17 protein-coding genes are annotated in these 19,041 nt (G+C 59.5%); 13 read left to right on the forward strand and 4 right to left on the reverse strand.

Annotation, left to right across the window (positions count from 1 at the left end):
• The first annotated feature begins 38 nt into the window (after nucleotides 1-38).
• The gene (gene maiA / locus M0D43_RS14855) at nucleotides 39-701 is read left to right on the forward strand and encodes a maleylacetoacetate isomerase (RefSeq protein ID WP_260807319.1); all 663 of its coding nucleotides are present in this window, start codon (nucleotides 39-41) and stop codon (nucleotides 699-701) included.
• Nucleotides 702-1,143: 442 nt separating this feature from the next.
• On the opposite strand, the gene M0D43_RS14860 is transcribed toward maiA, so the two are convergent.
• Nucleotides 1,144-2,277, reverse strand: a complete 1,134-nt coding sequence (locus M0D43_RS14860) for a PilT/PilU family type 4a pilus ATPase (protein ID WP_252162014.1) — start codon at nucleotides 2,275-2,277, stop codon at nucleotides 1,144-1,146.
• Between the two features lie 98 nt (nucleotides 2,278-2,375).
• Between M0D43_RS14860 and M0D43_RS14865 the strand changes: the two genes are divergently transcribed.
• The 12 genes from M0D43_RS14865 (at nucleotide 2,376) to M0D43_RS14920 (ending at nucleotide 15,020) form a co-directional block, all read left to right on the forward strand.
• Nucleotides 2,376-2,759, forward strand: coding sequence for a DUF4398 domain-containing protein (locus M0D43_RS14865; protein ID WP_010371890.1), 384 nt, complete (start codon nucleotides 2,376-2,378; stop codon nucleotides 2,757-2,759).
• Entirely contained in the window at nucleotides 2,756-3,646 is an 891-nt protein-coding gene (locus tag M0D43_RS14870; protein WP_252162015.1) for a coiled-coil domain-containing protein, read from the forward strand. Before M0D43_RS14865 ends, M0D43_RS14870 begins: the two co-directional genes overlap by 4 nt.
• A 351-nt stretch (nucleotides 3,647-3,997) precedes the next feature.
• Nucleotides 3,998-4,216, forward strand: a complete 219-nt coding sequence (locus M0D43_RS14875) for an HP1242/YdcH family protein (RefSeq protein ID WP_003484103.1) — start codon at nucleotides 3,998-4,000, stop codon at nucleotides 4,214-4,216.
• A gap of 239 nt (nucleotides 4,217-4,455) precedes the next feature.
• A complete protein-coding gene (locus M0D43_RS14880) occupies nucleotides 4,456-5,826 on the forward strand; it encodes a pyridoxal-phosphate dependent enzyme (protein ID WP_260807321.1) in 1,371 nt (456 codons plus the stop codon).
• 88 nt (nucleotides 5,827-5,914) lie between these two features.
• Nucleotides 5,915-7,111, forward strand: coding sequence for a cystathionine gamma-synthase (locus M0D43_RS14885; protein WP_260807322.1), 1,197 nt, complete (start codon nucleotides 5,915-5,917; stop codon nucleotides 7,109-7,111).
• A complete protein-coding gene (locus tag M0D43_RS14890; RefSeq protein ID WP_252162018.1) occupies nucleotides 7,108-7,947 on the forward strand; it encodes an ABC transporter permease in 840 nt (279 codons plus the stop codon). The genes M0D43_RS14885 and M0D43_RS14890 overlap by 4 nt, the downstream gene beginning before the upstream one ends.
• Nucleotides 7,937-9,301: an ABC transporter ATP-binding protein gene (locus M0D43_RS14895; protein WP_252162019.1), complete on the forward strand. Its 1,365-nt coding sequence runs from the start codon at nucleotides 7,937-7,939 to the stop codon at nucleotides 9,299-9,301. Before M0D43_RS14890 ends, M0D43_RS14895 begins: the two co-directional genes overlap by 11 nt.
• Entirely contained in the window at nucleotides 9,298-9,930 is a 633-nt protein-coding gene (locus M0D43_RS14900) for a CatB-related O-acetyltransferase (RefSeq protein WP_252162020.1), read from the forward strand. Before M0D43_RS14895 ends, M0D43_RS14900 begins: the two co-directional genes overlap by 4 nt.
• A complete protein-coding gene (locus M0D43_RS14905) occupies nucleotides 9,927-10,964 on the forward strand; it encodes a class I SAM-dependent methyltransferase (protein WP_260807323.1) in 1,038 nt (345 codons plus the stop codon). The genes M0D43_RS14900 and M0D43_RS14905 overlap by 4 nt, the downstream gene beginning before the upstream one ends.
• Nucleotides 10,965-11,135: 171 nt before the next feature.
• The gene (locus M0D43_RS14910; protein WP_260807324.1) at nucleotides 11,136-12,449 is read left to right on the forward strand and encodes a glycosyltransferase WbsX family protein; all 1,314 of its coding nucleotides are present in this window, start codon (nucleotides 11,136-11,138) and stop codon (nucleotides 12,447-12,449) included.
• Nucleotides 12,446-14,143, forward strand: coding sequence for a rhamnan synthesis F family protein (locus tag M0D43_RS14915; RefSeq protein WP_260807326.1), 1,698 nt, complete (start codon nucleotides 12,446-12,448; stop codon nucleotides 14,141-14,143). Before M0D43_RS14910 ends, M0D43_RS14915 begins: the two co-directional genes overlap by 4 nt.
• Nucleotides 14,144-14,168: 25 nt before the next feature.
• Complete coding sequence (locus tag M0D43_RS14920; protein ID WP_260807327.1) at nucleotides 14,169-15,020, forward strand: class I SAM-dependent methyltransferase; 852 nt, start codon at nucleotides 14,169-14,171, stop codon at nucleotides 15,018-15,020.
• 389 nt (nucleotides 15,021-15,409) lie between these two features.
• Here M0D43_RS14920 and M0D43_RS14925 read toward each other — a convergent pair whose 3' ends face one another.
• From M0D43_RS14925 to M0D43_RS14935, 3 genes are all read right to left on the reverse strand, one after another.
• Nucleotides 15,410-17,137 (reverse strand): hypothetical protein, encoded by a 1,728-nt coding sequence (locus M0D43_RS14925; RefSeq protein WP_260807328.1) that lies wholly within the window; start codon nucleotides 17,135-17,137, stop codon nucleotides 15,410-15,412.
• Nucleotides 17,138-17,321: 184 nt separating this feature from the next.
• Nucleotides 17,322-17,726 (reverse strand): GtrA family protein, encoded by a 405-nt coding sequence (locus M0D43_RS14930; RefSeq protein ID WP_115511608.1) that lies wholly within the window; start codon nucleotides 17,724-17,726, stop codon nucleotides 17,322-17,324.
• Entirely contained in the window at nucleotides 17,723-19,030 is a 1,308-nt protein-coding gene (locus M0D43_RS14935) for an NAD(P)/FAD-dependent oxidoreductase (RefSeq protein ID WP_260807329.1), read from the reverse strand. The genes M0D43_RS14930 and M0D43_RS14935 overlap by 4 nt, the downstream gene beginning before the upstream one ends.
• Between the last annotated feature and the right edge of the window lie 11 nt (nucleotides 19,031-19,041).

A 19,041-nucleotide genomic window follows, 5' to 3' on the forward strand; every position in this document is an offset into this window, starting at 1 on the left:
AGCGTCCTGCCGGCGGGCGCGGTCACCGGCGGGCGCGCATGAGCGCGGCGCTGGAGTTGTTTTCGTACTGGCGTTCGAGCGCAGCGTATCGCGTGCGCATCGGGCTTCAGCTGAAGTCGCTGGCCTATGTCACCCATCCGGTGCATCTGGTGCGCGACGGCGGCGAGCAGCATGCTGCGACCTATGCGCAGCTCAATCCGCAGCAGTTGGTGCCGACGCTGCGCCACGGTGCGGTGGTGATTCCGCAGTCGCTGGCGATTCTGGAGTATCTGGAGGAGGCCTTTGCAGACAGCGCGCGGCTATTGCCGGCAGCTGCGGCCGACCGCGCCCGCGTGCGCGCGCTGGCCCAGGTCATCGCCTGCGATGTGCATCCGCTCAACAATCTGCGCGTCACCCAGTTTCTTGAACGCACCTGGCAGGTGGATGCCGCGCAACGCCAGGACTGGACGCAGCATTGGATGCGGCAGGGCTTTGCGGCGCTGGAATCCCGATTGGCCAGCGATCCGCACACCGGCACGTTCTGTCATGGCGACACGCCGGGCTTGGCCGATTGCGTGCTGATCCCGCAGCTCTACAACGCGCATCGGTTCGGGGTGGATCTAACGCTGTATCCCACCCTGCGACGCATCGAGCAGGCCTGCCTGGCGTTACCGGCCTTCGATGCGGCACGGCCCGAGATGCAGGTCGATGCGGTGGCGTGAGGGTAAACACGCTGCAGCCCTCATCCGCCCTTCGGGCACCTTCTCCCGTGGTACGGGAGAAGGGCAATCAACCTTCGGGCACCTTCTGGCGTGGTATGGGAGAAAGGCAGCCACCCATCCGCCCTTTGGGCAGCTTCTCCCATGGTGCGGGAGAAGGGCAATCAACCACTCATCCGATCGGGCGGATGTCGCGATGCCTGGCCGACGTCGCAATGCAAGTTTGAAGGGCTCGTAGCCGGCGTTCCAGAAGCATTGCACGGCCGCCGATCTGCCTTCTCCCGCAAGCGGGAGGCCATCAATCCTCCTTCTCCCGCACGCGGGAGAAGGTGCCCGAAGGGCCGGATGAGGGAGCTTGTGCAAGCGGCAACAGGCTGGGAACACGCAGCGCCGACAGCCAGGGCTGATCCGTGCGGCCGCCTATCGTTTCTGGCGACCCGACCGATCAAATGAACCCGTGACTGATCTTCGGCGCCGAGGCCACTTCGTAATCCGCATACGGGTCGTGCTCGCCGGAGCCGCCTTCGGAGAGGCGGAACTTCAGCGCCAGGCCATCGCGCGAGTCGGCAGCGCGCAGCGCTTCTTCCTGCTCGATTTCCCCTGATTTGACCATCCGGAACAGACATTGGTCGAAGGTCTGCATGCCTTCTTCCAGCGATTCTTCCATCGCCGCCTTGACCTCGTGCACCTGGCCGCGCCGCAGCAGGTCGCGGATCATTGGCGTGTTGAGCAGCACTTCGGTCGCCGGCCGGCGGCGTCCGTCCACACCCTTGACCAGGCGCAGCGACACCACGGCGCGCAGGTTCAGCGCCAGGTTCATCAGCACGTTCTTGTGCGCGCTCTCGGGGAAGAAATTGAGGATGCGCTCGATGGTCTGGTCGGCGTTGTTGGAGTGCAACGTGGCCAGGCACAGGTGACCGGTCTCGGCGAAGGCGATCGCCGCCTCCATCGTCTCTGCATCCAGGATCTCGCCGATCAGGATCACGTCCGGCGCCTCGCGCATCGCGTTCTTCAGCGCGCTCTGGAAGGCATGCGTGTCCAGGCCCACCTCGCGCTGGTTCACGATCGACATCTTGTGCTTGTGCAGATATTCGATCGGGTCCTCGATGGTGAGGATGTGACCGGTGGTGGTGCTGTTGCGGTGGTCGATCATCGAGGCCAGCGAGGTCGACTTGCCCGAGCCGGTCGAACCGACCACCAGCACCAGCCCGCGCGGGGTCATGATGACGTCCTTGAGCACCTGCGGCAGGTTGAGCTCTTCGATGCTGGGGATCCGGCTGCGGATGGCGCGGATCACCATGCCCACCTCGCCGCGCTGCTTGAACACGTTCACGCGGAAGCGGCCGGCGTCGGGCAGGGCGATGGCCATGTTGAGCTCGAGCTCGCGCTCGAACTGCGGCACCTGGCCTTCGTCCATCAATGAGTAAGCGATTTTCTTGACCATCCCCGGCGGCAGCCCCGTATTGCCGAGCGGATAGAGCTTGCCTTCGATCTTGATGTACACCGGCGCGCCGGTGGTCAAGAACATGTCCGAGGCATTCTTTTCGGTCATCAGCTTCAGGAAGTAGCCGATATCCATGCGCAATGGTTCCCCAACAAACAGCAGCGTCTCGTTGCAAGTCCGCCGCAGGCTTCCGACAATGGCCGTGCTCGAGACTTCTCGCTACGGCTCCCCTAATGACGGCTAGCTTCGCATACTTGCGGCGATCCCTGTATGGCATCGCCTGTTTCATGGTTCTTTCCTCTCCGGCCGCCGCTCAGGTGGCACCGGAGCTCACCGCCGCCGAACAGGCGGTGCAACGCGCCACCCAGGCCGATGCCGACCAATACGCCCCGGATCTGGTCAACCTGGCACGCCAGGAACTGATGCAGGCCCAGCAGGCGCAACTGGACAAGCGCCAGCGCAAGCAGGTGCCGCAGATCGCCCTGCGCGCCGCCGCCGATGCCGACCTGGCCAAGGCACGCAGCGAAGAGGCGGTGGTCACCGCCCAACTGGAACAGCGCAAAAAGGAAGTGGCGCAGTTGCAGAACACCCTCAACACCGGGGAGAGCGGCCGATGAAACTGCGCCCCTTCCTGTATATCGGTGTGCTGAGCCTGGCCACGCTGCCATCGCTGGCGATGGCGGCCAAGGACGACCCGCAGGCCGACGCGCTCAATCGGCGCCTGGCGGCGCTGCAGAACGACCCGCAGACCAGCGACCTGGCCCGCTACGAGCGCTTGCAGGCCCAGCAGACCGTGGCCGCGCTGGCCGAAGCCAAGCGGCGCGACCGCGACGAACTGGTGTTTCTTGCCGACCGCCGGGTCGAGATCGCCGAGCTCACCGCCCGCACTGCGCTGGCGCGGCGCGAGCTGGACCGCCTGGACGGCACGCGCAACGATCTGCTGATCGAGGCCAGCCGCCGCGACGCCGCACGGGCGCGCCAGGAGGCCGAACGCCTGCGCGTGCAGGCGCAGATCCAGGCCGAGGCGGCCGAGCAGGCACGTCAGTCCGCCGAACAGGAAGCGCTCGCCCGCCAGGATGCCGAGTTGGCGTTGACCAGCGTGGCCGGCAAGCAGACTGCCAAGCTCAATGCCGCTCAGCAAAAAGCCCTTCAACTTGCCCATGAAGAAGCCGAGCTAGTGGCTGGCGCCAAGCTGCCGGCGTCCAAGGTGGATAACCGGGGCGAAGTGTTCTCCCTGGGCAGTGGCGCCTTCGGTGGCAAGGCGGCGTTGTCCGGCGATGCCGCAGGGCAGGCCAAGGCGTTGGCCGAATATCTGAATATCGGCAAGAAGGGCCGGGTCAGCATCGTCGGGTTTGACACCGACGCAGCCATCGCCAAGAAGCGTGCCGAAGCGCTGCGCGACGCCTTGGTGGCAGGCGGCGTGGCGGCTGCGCGGCTGCAGGTCACCGGCACCAAAGGCGCGGCCAGCAAGACGCGCGCGGCCGAGGTCGTTGTCGCGCCCTGACGGCATTCGTTGCAAGTGATTGGAAGTTAAGGCCTTTTAACCCGGGTATGACGCCTGGTTGAACCGCGGTCACTGATTGAGGCAGGGAACGGCGGATGCAGCGGTTTCGGTCTTGAACCCCCTCCGCGACCGGCGTAGGGTCGTACCTCCGGGCAGCAACTCCGCCGTCCGGGAAGATACGGAGGGCCGGGCCAGTGATGCAGAGGCACGCAACGATGCAAGAGGGTGGAGTGGTTGTTGGTGGTTCCGCCCGTGTGTCGGCCTTTGCAACGCGTTGGTCTTCCATTCCCAAGCTCCGCCCCGCGCCTTCGTTGGCCGGGGCGTTCTTGTTTCAGTGAAGGAGGTAACGCCATGTTCGAAGGGCAACCGCAGACCGAAATCGACGCATTGATGAAGTCCGATCCCCAGTTCAAGCAGCTCTACCAACGCCACAAGCTATTGAACAAGAAGTGCATGGATGCCGAACTCGGGGTGCTCCCGATCGACGACGTGACCTTGGGCCAGATGAAGCGAGAGAAGTTGCAGGCCAAAGAAAAGCTCACCCGCATGTACGACCAGCTCACGCACTGATTCCTTCCCCACCGTTAGAACAAGTTCACCGTCGCGGGCGGTGGCGGCCTCCTCGTCGGCTTGCCACCGTCCGCGTCTTTGTTTGCAGCGCTGCGTTCCTGGCCAAGGGCGGGTTTGCGTCGCGGTTGAGCCTGTTCGTTCATCGGCTGGCGCACTCGTTTCAAGGCTGAATGAGCATTCCCCGGCCGTTCGTCGGATAATGACCGGTCTAGCCCGCGTGGCGCAGCGACGATATCCCGATGGCGATTCATTCCTCCGTACTCGAACTGATTGGCAACACGCCGATCGTCAAGGCCCAGCGCCTGGACACCGGCGTCTGCGAGCTGTTCCTCAAGCTGGAGGCGAATAATCCTGGCGGATCGATCAAGGACCGCATCGGTCTGTCGATGATCGAAGCGGCCGAACAGCGCGGCGATCTCAAGCCTGGCGCCACCCTGGTGGAGGGGACTGCCGGCAACACCGGCCTGGGCCTGGCCCTGGTCGCGCAGCAGAAGGGCTACCAGTTGATCCTGGTGGTGCCGGACAAGATGAGCCGCGAGAAGATCTTCAATCTCAAGGCCATGGGTGCCAACGTGGTGTTGACCCGCTCGGACGTGGCCAAGGGCCACCCGGAGTACTACCAGGACCTGGCCGCCAAGATCGCTGCCGAGACGCCGGGAGCCTACTTCATCAACCAGTTCGGCAACCCGGACAACCCGGCTGCGCACGAATTCGGCACCGGTCCGGAGATCCTGGCGCAGATGGACGGCCAACTGGACGCCATCGTGTTCGGTTGCGGCAGCTCCGGCACCATGACCGGCCTGTCGCGCGCCTTCGCCAGTGCCTCGCCGCATACGGAGCTGGTGCTGGCCGACCCGGTCGGCTCGATCCTGACCCAGTACATCGAAGAGGGGACAGTCAGCGAAAAGTCCGGCAGCTGGCTGGTCGAAGGCATCGGCGAAGACTTTTTGCCGGACATCTCCGACTTCTCGCGCGTCAAGAAGGCCTATTCCATCAGCGATGCGGAGAGCTTCCACACTGCACGCGAGCTGCTGGCCAAAGAGGGCATCCTCGGTGGCTCGTCCACCGGCACGCTGCTGGCTGCGGCGCTGAAGTATTGCCGCGAGCAGACCACGCCCAAGCGCGTGCTGGTGTTCGTCTGCGATACCGGCAACAAGTACCTGTCGAAGATGTACAACGACTACTGGATGCTGGACAACGGCTTCCTGGAACGCCCGCAACACGGCGACCTGCGCGACCTGATCCTGCGCCCGTACAACAAGCGCGATACCGTGGTGGTGGGCCCGAAGGACCTGCTGACCACCGCCTATCAGCGCATGAAGCTGTATGACGTGTCGCAGCTGCCGGTGATCGACGATGGCGAATTGGTCGGCATCGTTGACGAGAGCGACGTGCTGCTGCATGTGTATGGCGACGAGGCGCGCTTTCGCGACCCGATTTCCACTGCCATGGTCAGCAAGCTGGATCGCCTGGACGTCGCATCGCCGATCGAAGCGCTGCTGCCCGTGTTCGACCGCGGCCAGGTCGCCATCGTCATGGACGGCAGCCAGTTTCTCGGCCTGATCACCCGTATCGACCTGCTCAACTACCTGCGCCGCCGCGTGCAGTGACCCCGCACCGCCGCGCGCTCGGATGAGACGCGCGGCACGGGCCATTCAGACCCGCTTGTTACAATCGCCCACTTTTTCGGGAACCTCCATGTCCAACCGCACCACTCATAGCCATGACGGCGAGCGCGCGCTGTCGCTCGCAACGCTGGCGATCCATGGAGGGCAGTCGCCAGATCCGAGCACCGGCGCGGTGATGCCGCCGATCTACGCGACGTCCACCTACGCGCAGTCCAGCCCCGGCGAGCACCAGGGCTTCGAGTATTCGCGCACCCACAATCCCACGCGCTTCGCCTACGAGCGCTGCGTTGCCGCGCTGGAAGGCGGCACGCGCGCATTCGCGTTCGCCTCGGGCATGGCCGCCACCTCCACGGTGATGGAGTTACTGGATGCCGGCAGCCACGTGGTGGCGATGGACGACTTGTACGGCGGCACCTTCCGCCTGTTCGAGCGTGTGCGCCGTCGCACCGCCGGTTTGGATTTCAGCTTCGTCGACCTGACCGACCCGGCTGCGTTTGAGGCCGCGATCCGCCCCGGCACCAAGATGGTGTGGATCGAAACCCCGACCAACCCGATGCTCAAGCTGGTCGACATCGCGGCAATTGCCGCCATCGCCCGCAAGCACGGCCTGCTGATCGTGGTCGACAACACCTTCGCCTCGCCGATGCTGCAGCGCCCGCTCGACCTTGGTGCGGACATCGTCGTGCATTCGGCCACCAAGTACCTCAACGGCCACTCGGACATGGTCGGCGGCATCGCGGTGGTTGGCGACAACGCCGAGCTTGCCGAACAAATGGCGTTCCTGCAGAACTCCATCGGCGGCGTACAAGGCCCGTTTGACAGCTTCCTCGCGCTACGCGGATTGAAGACCTTGCCGCTGCGCATGCGCGCGCACTGCGAGAACGCCCTGGCGCTGGCGCAGTGGCTGGAAACCCACCCTGCGATTGAAAAGGTCATTTACCCGGGCCTTGCCTCGCACCCGCAGCATGCGCTTGCGAAAAGCCAGATGTCCGGCTTCGGCGGCATCGTCTCGATCGTGCTCAAGGGCGGGTTTGAGGCAGCCAAGCGTTTCTGCGAAAAGACCGAGCTGTTCACCCTGGCCGAATCGCTCGGCGGTGTGGAAAGCCTGGTGAACCATCCCGCCGTCATGACGCACGCCTCCATTCCCGTGGCCCGCCGCGACCAGCTCGGTATCAGCGATGCGCTGGTGCGGTTGAGCGTGGGGGTTGAGGATGTGGGGGATCTGCGGGCGGATCTGGCCGCGGCACTCTCCGGAGTGGCCGCATGAATCAGATGCTTTCGTCTTCCATCGTCGCCTCGGGTTCTCCCTTGGCGATGGTGCGCAGTTTTGTCAGCAATCGCGTGCTCATCTACCAATTGGCCAAGCGTGAAGTCATTAGCCGCTATCGTGGCTCGCTGATGGGTCTGGCTTGGTCGTTTTTCAATCCGCTCCTGATGCTTGCCGTCTACACTTTCGTATTTTCGGTTGTGTTCAACGCGCGCTGGGGTGTGGATACGGCACACAAAAGCGATTTTGCCATCATTTTATTCGCTGGCATTTTAGTACATGGCATTTTTGCCGAATGCGTAAACCGTGCCCCCACTCTGATTGTCGGCAATGCAAGCTATGTCAAGCGGGTCGTTTTTCCGTTGGAGACGCTTCCTTGGGTGGCAATGGGAGCCGCGCTGTTCCATGCGTTGGTCTCGTTAGCGGTACTGCTGCTTGCACAATTGTTGATTCGCGGGACGTTGCCGGTGACGGTGATATACCTTCCGCTGGTACTGTTTCCGCTGGTGATGCTGACCATGGGATTGGCATGGATGCTGTCAGCACTCGGTGTATTCGTTCGCGATATCGGACAGATGACGGGCATTCTGACCACGATCCTGCTGTTTCTGGCGCCGGTCTTCTATCCTGTGACGTCATTGCCCGAAGGGCTACGTAGATGGATCTACCTCAATCCCCTCACCTTCATCATCGAACAGACGCGGAATGTCCTGATATGGGGTATCGCACCTGACTTCGTCGGATTGTTCAAATACATAGTCTTTGCTGCGTTCTTGGCCTGGCTTGGCTATTTGTGCTTTCAAAAGCTGCGCCGAGGATTCGCCGATGTCATCTAAGCAATCAGCCCAGAGCCAGGCAGATTTGGCGATCCGCGTGTCGGATGTCACCAAGTGCTACCAGGTCTACTCGCAACCGCAGGATCGGCTCAAACAGGCAATCCTGCCGCGTCTGTCCCGTTTTTTGGGCAAGCCTGGTCATACGCACTATCGGGAGTTTTGGGCGCTGAAAGGCGTTAACTTCGAAGTACGCCGTGGCGACACGGTGGGTATCATCGGGCGCAATGGCTCGGGTAAATCCACCTTGCTGCAGATCATTTGCGGCACGTTGCAACCGACCACTGGCGAGGTCGCCGTGCGTGGCCGTGTCGCTGCGCTGTTGGAGTTGGGCGCTGGCTTCAACCCTGAATTCACGGGGCGCGAGAACGTATACATGAGCGCTTCGATTCTCGGCTTGTCGCGGGAGCAGATCGATAGCAAGTACGACGATATCGTGGCATTCGCTGACATCGGGGATTTTTTAGAGCAACCGGTCAAAACATATTCCAGTGGCATGTATGTGCGACTGGCATTTGCCGTGATTGCTCATGTCGATGCGGACATTCTGGTGATCGATGAAGCATTGGCAGTGGGTGATGCGATCTTCGTACAGAAATGCATGCGCTTCCTGCGCAAGTTCCGCGAAAACGGCACGCTCCTGTTCGTCAGTCATGACACATCTTCGGTGCTGAATTTCTGCCAGAGTGCCGTCTGGCTGGATCGTGGTGAAATGCGGATGCATGGTACGGCGCAGGAGACCTGCAATGCGTACATCGAATACTGCTCCCAGGAAGTATACGGCGATACAGTCAAACTACAGTCGCGCCAGGCGGGGAAAGGCGAGTCGAAGGCACCGTCTCCGGTGCGCATTGAAAAGGACTTGAAGGTCGAGCTGTTCGACAACGTGGCCAACTCGGGTGGATGGCAGTCTGGCGTTGCCAGTATCGATTCGGTGACGCTCTGCAACGATCAGGGCGAGGCCTTCACTTCCTTTGCAGGTGGCGAGGACGTCGTGTTGAAGGTTCGGGCCACCGCGCACCAGCCGCTGCAGAGTCCGCTGATCGGCTTTTTCGTCAAGGACCGGCTTGGCCAGTCGTTGTTCGGCGAACACACCTATACCTATGTGCAGCCGCCCATGCAGGTAGAGGCTGACACCGGTTTGGAGGCGTCTTTCCGCTTTACCCTGCCGCTCCTGCCCAATGGCGAATACTCCATGACGGTCTCCATCGCCGATGGTGATCCGTACGCCAATACCCAGCATGCCTGGCTGCATGACGCAGTGTTGATTCGTGTTGCCTCGCCCCGATTGCGTTATGGGCTGGTGGGAATCCCGTTCGATGAGGTGACCATGAAGCGGACAGGTGCCACGTCATGAACGACGAATCCGCTCAACCGTCGATAACGGAGCGCGGCGGATTCATTCCGCCACTGGTAACGGACGATCCGCGGATTTCCGTCGGGCGCTTCACCTACGGGAATCCGCAATTCAAAGTATGGAGCGAGGGTGAGCGCATCGATATAGGCGCATTTTGTTCGATCGCTGATGGTGTGCTCATCTTCGGTGGTGGCGAACATCGCCTGGATTGGGTTACCACTTACCCCCTACGGATCGCACTGAATTCCCCGGGTGCCGGCCAAGATGGACATCCGCATACAAAGGGCCCGACGGTCATAGGTAACGACGTCTGGATCGGGCATGGCGCCATTGTGGTTTCCGGCGTCACCGTGGGCGATGGTGTATGCGTCGGTGCTGGTGCCGTCGTCAGCAAGGACGTGCCGCCTTATGCCATTGTCGCTGGCAATCCCGCGCGCGTTGTACGCATGCGCTTTGACGAGCAGGTCATCGCACGATTGTTGGAGATCCGTTGGTGGCAGTGGCCAATTGAGAAAATCCGTGCATTCGAGTCCCTTCTGTGCGCCGACGATCTCGGTGCTTTTATCGCCGCTGCATCTGCCGGCGATGATTCCACTTCTTCTCCTTTCGCCAACCAGACCGTTTCATGATCGACTTTCCATTATCTCCCAGCATGTTGATCGCTCCGCGGTCGGTCCCCTTCAGTGCATGGCTGGGGCATGTCCCGTTCGCGTCCTGGCTTGTGCAGCAACTCCGTCCACAGTCTATCGTGGAGCTGGGCACGCACACCGGTGCATCCTTCCTCGCCTTCTGCCAAGCGGTCGATGAGCAGGAGCTGACGTCCCGTGTGTTCGCAGTTGATAGCTGGGAAGGGGACGAACACGCCGGCTTCTACGGCGACGATATCTATAACCAATTGCGTGGCTATCAGCAGCGTAATTATCCCGGTATCTCCGAAATGCTGCGGATGCGCTTCAGCGAAGCGCTAGAGTACTTCGCCGATGATTCCATCGACTTGCTGCACATCGATGGCTTGCACACCTATGAAGCGGTCCGTGAAGATTTTGAAACATGGCTTCCAAAGCTGACCAGTCGCGCCGTCGTACTATTTCATGATACCTGTGTGCGTGAGCGTGGTTTTGGTGTCTGGAAGTACTGGGCTGAAATCAGTCAGCAATATCCGGCATTTGAGTTCACCCATACACATGGTTTGGGTGTCCTGTTGGTGGGCAGTGAGCGCAACTCCGCATTGCTGGAGTTGGCGGACGCCGCTGCGGCCGGCGGATTTGCTCTGATCAATCGGGTGTTCGACGTGCTTGGTCGCAATGTCAAGAACATGGAGGAGATTGAACGCGTCTATGCGGGTCTCGCAGATGCGCGTGGTCAGGTTGTAGCCCTGACCCAGCAGGAGCAAATGCGTCAGCAGCGTGTCCTGCAACTTGAGCAGCAGGTTCAGCAGTTGGAGCAGCAGTCCCAGCAACAGTCTCTGCATGCCCAGCAATTGGAACAGCAGATTGAGCAGTTCACACAGAATTCGTTAGCGTCTGCAGAGCTGCAGCGAACAATTGCAGAAGAGCGGGCGCAAGCGATGAACGAGATGAAAGCCTTGGTGCTGCCGCGTTTGGAGAGTAGTGAGCAGAAACTGGATAAAGTGCTTCTTCAGCAGCGTTGGTGGCGTCGCTGATTAGCTGCTGAGAGTGCTTTTCACCTCGGTCTCGTTGCTTGCTGACAACGATACTAGGCCAGGGGAATTCCCTGGTCATGTACGATCAATCAGTCTGTAGCGGGATGTTTTCTGCTTCCAGCCTGAAAAGTGTCCCGCTAACCGGGATCTATCCGAATTTTTGGGATAACAATGTCGACTGTAAAGCCAATTGCCTTTTACCTGCCGCAATACCATCCAGTGGCTGAAAACTCAGAGTGGTGGGGGCCCGGCTTCACTGAGTGGACCAATGTAGCCAAGGGGCGGCCGAACTTCGTTGGCCATTATCAGCCGCACGTTCCTCGTGAACTTGGTTTCTACGATCTTCGCCTTGTCGACAACATGCGAGCGCAGGCCGAGCTCGCCAAGCTGTATGGTCTCCACGGATTCTGCTTCTACTACTACTGGTTCGATGGGCGCCGTATTCTCGAGCTGCCGATCGATAACTACCTGAAGAGCGACATCGATTTTCCCTTCTGTATCTGCTGGGCGAATGAGAACTGGACGCGGACCTGGGACGGCATGGAGAAGGACGTGCTGTTGGAGCAGAAGCATGGCGAGGATGAAGATCGTCGGTTTCTCGAGGACATCCTCCCGCTGCTGAGCGACCGCCGGGCGATCCGGGTGGACGGTAAGCCAATGTTGCTCGTCTACCGTGCAGACCTATTCCCCGATTCGAAACAGACCGCCGAGCGCTGGCGCGATGTCGCACGGCAGCACGGCATCGGCGAGATCCACCTGGTCGCTGTGCAGTTCTACGGGATCGTCGACCCTCGCGACTGGGGTTTCGATGCTGCCGTCGAATTTCCACCTCACACCTTCCTCGGTTCCGAAAACCGGGTGACCCATCATGTCGATATGATCAACCCGGACTTCCGGGGCGGCATGGCCGACTACCGGAAGGTCGTCGCGCAGTCGATCAGTCGCGACAAGCCCGATTTTCGCTGGTACCGCGGAATCGTACCTTCGTGGGACAACACCGCAAGGCGTCAGCACACCTCCCATATTCTGTTGAATTCATCGCCATCGATCTATCAGTACTGGCTTGGTCGGCTGGTGGACTATACGCGTGTCAACAATGCACCCGAAGATCAACTAATCTTCATCAATGCGTGGAACGAGTGGGGGGAGGGCTGCCATCTAGAGCCCGATCTGAAGCATGGCCTGGCCTATCTTGAAGCAACGCATGCGGCCGTGACAGGAGGACGTCCCGATCTTGACGATCTCCTCAAAGACGGTACGCTGCTTCGCGCACTAGGTGGCGAACGTACGACGGAGTTGTTGGATGACCGCGACCGTCTCGTCAACGAAGTAGTTCTGCTCTCCGCAGAGCTGCGCCGTGCCAAGCCCCTGGAAACTCCGCTCATTAAACCCTCCCGGGTGCGTTCCCTGATCGGAAGGGTATTGCGGCCCTTTCCGCGATTTCGTGAGTTCGCCGTCCAGGTTTACCAGGTATGGAACCGATGACTGCCGCGCGTCGGGTTGCGGTCGTCGCCCACTTCGATGCGGAAGGCCTGCTTACAGAGTTCACTCGGCGCCTGCTCGATGAGTTGTTGCTGCACGCCGAGCGGATTGTCTTGGTATCGACACGGCTGGCATACGAACAGGCGATGGGTCTGGATCAGCGGATCACGGTGATCGTGCGTGAAAATGTCGGTTATGATTTCTACTCGTTTCGTACAGGCATCTTTGCCGTCGAGGCGTTGTACTCCTACGATGAGCTGATCATCGCCAATGACAGCGTGGTCACAATCGATCAAGGTGGCATCGGCAAGGCGTTCGCACAGATGCGCGACGTCGAATGCGATGTTTGGGGAATGACCGAGTCGTTGCAGGTCAGTCGCCATCTCCAGTCCTATTTCCTTGTGTTTCGCAAGAGTGCTTTCTTCACTCATTATTTCGATCGTTTCTGGAGAAATGTCCGCGTACTGGACGATAAGTGGGAAATCATCCTTTCCTATGAAGTCGGCCTGACCCAATGGCTGCTCAGTCACGGTGCGAAGATCGGAGTTGCGTATCGCCCTGACGCAACCGCAAAGCGGGTGGCGGCGGCCAGAATAAAGCGCAAGCGGCTGCGCGAAGGTGTCAACGCTCTGATCGCAGCGCCGAGCAAACAGGGAGTGCTCCAGGCCAATCCCGCTCATTACCACTGGGACGAGCTGTATCGCCGGTTTGGTTTTATCAAGAGCGAAGTGCTTCGCGAAGATCCGAACGGCGTGCTCGATGTGGAGTTGGCAAGCGTCATTCCCGATGCGGATGCGCGGGCGATGATAGAGCGTGAAGTCGCGCGGATGCGCCAGACACGTAAGAACATCATGCCGATCGTTACTGGAGACGATTCTCCCGCTTCGGATGAGCTGGAACGTTACGGTGTGGGAGCAATAGATGCAGAAAGTCTAAGCTCTCGTTTTGCGATCGTCCTGCATCTATTTCATATCGATCTGATCGATTCGATTTGCGCCTATATGCGTAACGTGATCGTCGATTACGATGTCTTCGTGTCTGTGAAGTCGATTTCCGACCGGCGAATTGCGGTTCGTTACTTTCAGGAGCACAAGATCCGGGCATCCGTATTCATCCATCCTAATATTGGACGCGATGTTGGGCCATTCATCAGCCTGCTCAACACAGGGCTGCTCGATCGCTACGACGCGGTATGCAAGATACATTCGAAGAAGAGTGTCTACCACGATGGCGGCGGACAGTGGCGCGATGATCTGATGAAGGCGTTGCTGGGATCGTCGTTCGACGTTCTGAGAGTGCTTCGCGCTTTTGATGATCATCCGGCATGCGGCATCGTCGGTCCAGAGTCGGCTTACCTCAGCAACGCAAGATTTTGGGGGGGCAACGAGGAGCGCCTGCGTGTTCTTGCAGCCGAGACCGGCATCGAAGAAAAGCGGATCCGTCTTGGTTTTTTCGCAGGTACGATGTTCTGGTTCCGTCCCGCCGCGCTGAGTGCACTTCGGGCGCGAAGCATCGGATTAAGCGAGTTTGACCCGGAAGCGGGGCAGCGGGATGCTACGCTGGCGCATGTGATTGAGCGCTTGTTTGTGCTTTGGGTGGAGCAGGCAGGTTTTTTCGCAGCTACCACGCGTTCGCCAAGCGCTGCTTTACGACACGAGAGTTACGAAAATCAGGGGATTTTCGTCCTGCCTTCCTAACTGGTTCGATCAACGGAGCATGGTAATGGATGATCAGCAGTGGTATGAGCGTCTTCTCCGTTCAATCAATGACTCCTCGCTCGGGTTGCCCGGTTTTCCGTCTGTCTATCAGCAGGAGGTGTTCGTTGGCAAATCCAACGAAGTCGCCTTGGCAGAAGCATTCACGTTCTACAAAATCGTGAAATCCGGCAGTTATCCTTTGCAACGCAGCTCACGTGTGCTCGATTTCGGCGTTGGTTGGGGACGCATCATCCGGTTTTTCCTTAATGACGTGGGTGCACCCAACCTGCACGGGGTTGACGTCGACGACGCCATTCTCGAGGTTGCCCGTTCCACCGGGGTGAGGGGCAATCTGAGCCAGATCGGCCCAAACGCACGATTGCCTTACAACGATAGCTACTTCGACGTCGTGTACGCCTTTTCCGTGTTCTCGCACTTGTCCGCTGCATCCGCTACGTTCTGGTTGTCCGAATTGATGCGGGTGCTCAGGCCGGGCGGTACGCTGGTGATGACAACCACCACGGATCATTTCCTCGAGCTCTGCCAAGCGTGTTCGCTCAAAGGGAGCGGACGCAACCAGTACGAGGAGGACTACGCAAGGATGTTTGCCGATCCTGCGGAAGCTCGCCGCCGTTATGCCGCAGGTGAGCATGTGTATGCAGCCGTCGCGGGGAATGCAGACGTGCTACAGGCATCTAACTATGGTTGGGCAGCGATGCCGCCGGCGTTCGTGGAACGGGAGATCGGGCCCTTGGCTGAATCGGTCACATTCGTCGACGATCCCAGCGTGTTGCCGCAGGGTTACTTCACTGTCCGCAAGCATGCAGACCTTGCACAACGGATAGCACGGAAACTGCGCTCCCTGGTATCGGAGTGATACTGATTTAGAGCGCGCCAAAACAACCGGCTTCCCTTGGGAAACTTATGCCAGATCGCTCTTCAGGGCGATCATTGTGTGTGGCCAAAAACGTGACATCAGGAAATAGATGGACATCGCGACCGCACTACGCTGACTCGAATCAGGGCAAGATGCGGTCGTTCTGTGTCTCATTTTGGGGGAACTTATTTGCCAATCAGATGCGGGTTTTCCTGCGCCGACCGTTCATGGTCGGACGCAATGTGCATCGCCGTGTCCGAATACCTGCGCTTTTACAAGGACATCGTCTTTATCTTCGGCCTTTGGGAGTGGGGCGCTAGATCAGGTGGCAGCCTGCAATCAGGTCAGGCGCGATGGACAGGCGAAGGCGCTGGGCTTGTCAGGGTAATTCAGGGCCTGAAATCGATATTCGAAGCCAGGGGACAGAACCGCCCTCGCGTATAGAGCCATGCGCTCACCTGGCCGTTGGCGGAGATCACATAGCCACGCCAGCCGGTCGTGCCGGAGGCGCCTGCCACGGCCTTGGCAACGTCGGGGCGTACCTCACCGAGCACGCCATAGCCCACAGTGGCGTCATCCTGGCCGGTGAGCACGATAAGCTTTGCCTTCCGGTCTCCTTCGGCCAATGCCCAACCGTTGAGCAACCAGGCGCCATCGATATGCTTGGCATCATCCAGTGAGCCTTTGCATGCGGTGGCGTCCAGCCGATCGCGCGAGAATTCAAGCGTTCCGATGTTTCGAACCCAATCCTTGCCGTAGACAGTCAATCCTTCCTTGTCGGCATAATTCATCAGTGATACGACGATATCCTGACCGTTGCGCGGGTACATCCAGTCGATATAACTGCCATCCCGGATCCCCATCTTGACGCCCAGCACTGCAACATCACGGTAGAACGGCTGCGGCGGCATGGTCATCATGATGCGCTGGCTCCATAAACCCGCGGGCAGTACCAGTACGCCAAGTACCGCGACGACAGTCCAGAAGCGCGTCTTGCTGGCAACGTCCGCAAACAGCAGAAACGCACTCAGCCAGGCGATCAACGCAGGTGTGGTATAGCGGCTGGTGAACGCGGTGTCGAGGCCCAGGTTGTATCGGCCACTGCCTGCCAACAGGGCGGCTGCCGCCGCGAACGCGAAGGTGGCTCCGATGTATAAGCGGTAGCTGTTGAGCTCGCCACGCCGCACCAGCAAAACACCTATGGTCGTCACTGTCATCAGCAGTAGCATGCCGACGATCAGTGGCGCATGCAGGCCAGCGCCGAGAAATGCCGCTGGGGAACCCAGAAAATTCAGCGCGTAATGGATGACGTCGATCGGATGGTGCAGGATGCCGTCCACTGGAGATGCATGATAAGGGGGGCTTCGGTAACCATGAAAATACAGCGCCCATGCAACGCCCATGGCCGCAATCGCAACGAGGCTGTGCTTCCATGTCAACCGCAGCATGACGGACATGACTACCAGAACGGGAAACGCGATCAGGCCATTGCTCATGCTGAGCATTGAGGTAAATGCCAGCACCAGACCAAGCACCTGAGGTGTCAGGGGTCCTTCCCGAGTGGATCGGCTGTATGCAAGGAATGAGGCGATGGCAAAAAGGTAGACAGCGATGAACTGACTCTGGAAACCCCATGTCAGGTTATCGTCCTGCATCCATAGAAAACGTCCGGTAAGCACTACGCCGACGACGACGGCAAGTGAATGGCGCTGCGTGGCAAAGCGAATATATGCAACGATGAAAACGGCAGCGATGGCCAGGTGCAAAATCACATTTGCCGGAATCAGCAGATAGCCCTGCCCTTTGAAAAAGTGCAGGTCCAGCCAGAACAGGGCGCGGGTCAACACGATCCGATGTTCATTGTGCTGTGCCCACCATGCGCTCGTGTCTCCATTACCGAGCTTCTGCCAGAACCCAATCATTCCGTCCCACTCGTCCATATAGATCGTGGACGAAAAGTGCTGCGCGACGCCGAAAATCGTGCTGAGCAGAATAACCAGGCCACCAAGCAGCCACCACGCAGAAAGCAGGCCCCGCCAGTGGCCCAGGCTCCGCTCGGACAGCGGTGGCAGCGGTTTCGAGTCAGTAAATCGATTGTCGGAACTGTTTTGGTTCACCGGAAGTTTCCCCTGCTCAAAGTGACGATCGATGTGACATGCCGCGCTCCGGTAACTTCAACGCCCGCCGTCGACCACAGGATACGAAGCGACCGCCCTGCATTGCGTGATGCCTGCTCAGCCACCGCGTGGAATGCCGGCCTGCGAGCTTTGTCAGGAATGCCCGCCGGTGTGCGAACGCGGTTCAGGTTTTGAACGAAAATCGCTTATGCCCGAGGTAACTGGTGATCACCGGCACGACGACGCCGATGCTGTGGGCGATGGTCTCATTGTGGAAATCCACACCGATGGCAGGCAGCAGCCATCGCGCAAGCAGGAGACTGATGACGATCGTCTGCACCACAGCCACCAGATTGATCAAGATGAACCACATGACCTGATGGTGGAGACGATTGCGAGCTTCGCTGAAAACGAACAGCTTGTTGAGCATGAATGCCGACATCATACCCAACAGGTAGGCAATGATGATCGAAGGCACATAGTCCATCCAGTGGCTAAGAGCGATGCGCGACCCGAAGTTGACCGCCGCGGCAAGACCGCCTGCAAACAGAAACAGGATGAACTGACGAGACGGAATGGTAGCCTTCACTTGCCGGCAGCACCCTGGGCTGCCAAGCGGGCCAACGTCTGGCCTACGGCGATGCTTTCATTGATCGAGCGGTCTTCCGGATAGTAGTAGGCTGTGTCCGCCATGAAGAATCCCGCAAGAGGAGACTGCATCGACGGCAGCATGTCTTGGAAGCCTGGCGGACAGATTGTCTGGGCGTACTCATACCGGTGGCAATGGGTTGCCCGGATCCATTCCGGCTTGAATACTGGATTGATCATCGGCAAGTAGCTGATCACCTCGTCGATGAGTTGCTGGTTGGTCCATTGCCACTTGGGATGGGTCTTGGGCATGTAGTAAGGCGCATACACGATGTGCTCCCCCGGACCCCTGCCGGGGTTGAGGTTGCTGTATTCGATCAGGCCAGGGATGTCGATACGCTCATCGCTGATGTTCATCCAGAAGTTTTCGCTGACCGGGTGCGACAATTTCAGGATCACGCAAGCTACCGGGATGTTGTCGATGACGGCAATCTTGTCGGCATAGTCCCTAGGCAGACCGGGGACCAGCTTGGGTACGTACTGGATAGGTGCGGTAGAAATCACATTGGTATAAGCCTTGTGCGTTTCCGGCGTGAGGATGCCTGTTACCTTGCCGTCCTTGGACGTGACCTCCTCAATCGGCTGGCTCAGTAGGATGTTGCCGCCCAGGCGACGGACCTCTGTCGCCATCCGGTCGAGCAGCACCGCTGACCCCCCCTCCAAGTAACCCATGCTTTCATTCAAAAGATTGCGCCGCGACAGCGCCACACGCTTGATGCGCGTGCCGATCCAGGATGCTGACAAGTCGTTTTGGTACTCGAAGAACTTCAGTGCGAAGGCCTTCTCCCACATTACCTTGTAGGCCTTGGGGCCGATCCAGCGGGTGATCCAGTCGCGCGCGTTCTCCTTGTCCAAGGCCGCCCAGTCCTTGATGCCCTTGGTATGCATAACGTGCAGCGCATAACGTACCTTGTCCACCAGCCCCAAATGCGGGAAGCCGAGCAACGCAAAGGGTGTGCCCCATTTGTGCAGTTTGCCTTGGTAAAAATACCCCATCTTGGTATCCGTCCAGTGCAGACGGTCCGACAGCTGCATCTCATCGAGCAGAGAAAACAGCGGGTAGTCGGTCTTGCATATGAAGTGGTAATAACGCTCGATGCGCAGGCCATCGAAATCGAAGTCGGCCGACATGCCGCCTATACGGTCGTCGCGTTCATACACGTCGACCTGGTGGCCCTGCTTGAGTAGCTCCAGCGCTGCCATGAGGCCCATGGGGCCGCTTCCGATGATGGCGAATGTGCTCATTGATGTGTTTC

This window comes from Xanthomonas prunicola (assembly GCF_025266575.1).
In the GTDB taxonomy this organism is placed as follows: Bacteria; Pseudomonadota; Gammaproteobacteria; order Xanthomonadales; family Xanthomonadaceae; genus Xanthomonas; species Xanthomonas prunicola.

Bases quoted from the DNA above. Each gene is read 5' to 3' on its own strand.
- M0D43_RS14895 (WP_252162019.1), top strand. From the start codon at position 7,937: ATGTCATCTAAGCAATCAGCCCAGAGCCAGGCAGATTTGGCGATCCGC.
- M0D43_RS14860 (WP_252162014.1), bottom strand. From the start codon at position 2,277: ATGGATATCGGCTACTTCCTGAAGCTGATGACCGAAAAGAATGCCTCG.
- M0D43_RS14915 (WP_260807326.1), top strand. From the start codon at position 12,446: ATGACTGCCGCGCGTCGGGTTGCGGTCGTCGCCCACTTCGATGCGGAA.
- M0D43_RS14890 (WP_252162018.1), top strand. From the start codon at position 7,108: ATGAATCAGATGCTTTCGTCTTCCATCGTCGCCTCGGGTTCTCCCTTG.
- M0D43_RS14905 (WP_260807323.1), top strand. From the start codon at position 9,927: ATGATCGACTTTCCATTATCTCCCAGCATGTTGATCGCTCCGCGGTCG.
- M0D43_RS14880 (WP_260807321.1), top strand. From the start codon at position 4,456: ATGGCGATTCATTCCTCCGTACTCGAACTGATTGGCAACACGCCGATC.
- maiA (WP_260807319.1), top strand. From the start codon at position 39: ATGAGCGCGGCGCTGGAGTTGTTTTCGTACTGGCGTTCGAGCGCAGCG.
- M0D43_RS14870 (WP_252162015.1), top strand. From the start codon at position 2,756: ATGAAACTGCGCCCCTTCCTGTATATCGGTGTGCTGAGCCTGGCCACG.
- M0D43_RS14935 (WP_260807329.1), bottom strand. From the start codon at position 19,030: ATGAGCACATTCGCCATCATCGGAAGCGGCCCCATGGGCCTCATGGCA.
- M0D43_RS14900 (WP_252162020.1), top strand. From the start codon at position 9,298: ATGAACGACGAATCCGCTCAACCGTCGATAACGGAGCGCGGCGGATTC.
- M0D43_RS14910 (WP_260807324.1), top strand. From the start codon at position 11,136: ATGTCGACTGTAAAGCCAATTGCCTTTTACCTGCCGCAATACCATCCA.
- M0D43_RS14885 (WP_260807322.1), top strand. From the start codon at position 5,915: ATGTCCAACCGCACCACTCATAGCCATGACGGCGAGCGCGCGCTGTCG.
- M0D43_RS14865 (WP_010371890.1), top strand. From the start codon at position 2,376: ATGACGGCTAGCTTCGCATACTTGCGGCGATCCCTGTATGGCATCGCC.
- M0D43_RS14920 (WP_260807327.1), top strand. From the start codon at position 14,169: ATGGATGATCAGCAGTGGTATGAGCGTCTTCTCCGTTCAATCAATGAC.
- M0D43_RS14875 (WP_003484103.1), top strand. From the start codon at position 3,998: ATGTTCGAAGGGCAACCGCAGACCGAAATCGACGCATTGATGAAGTCC.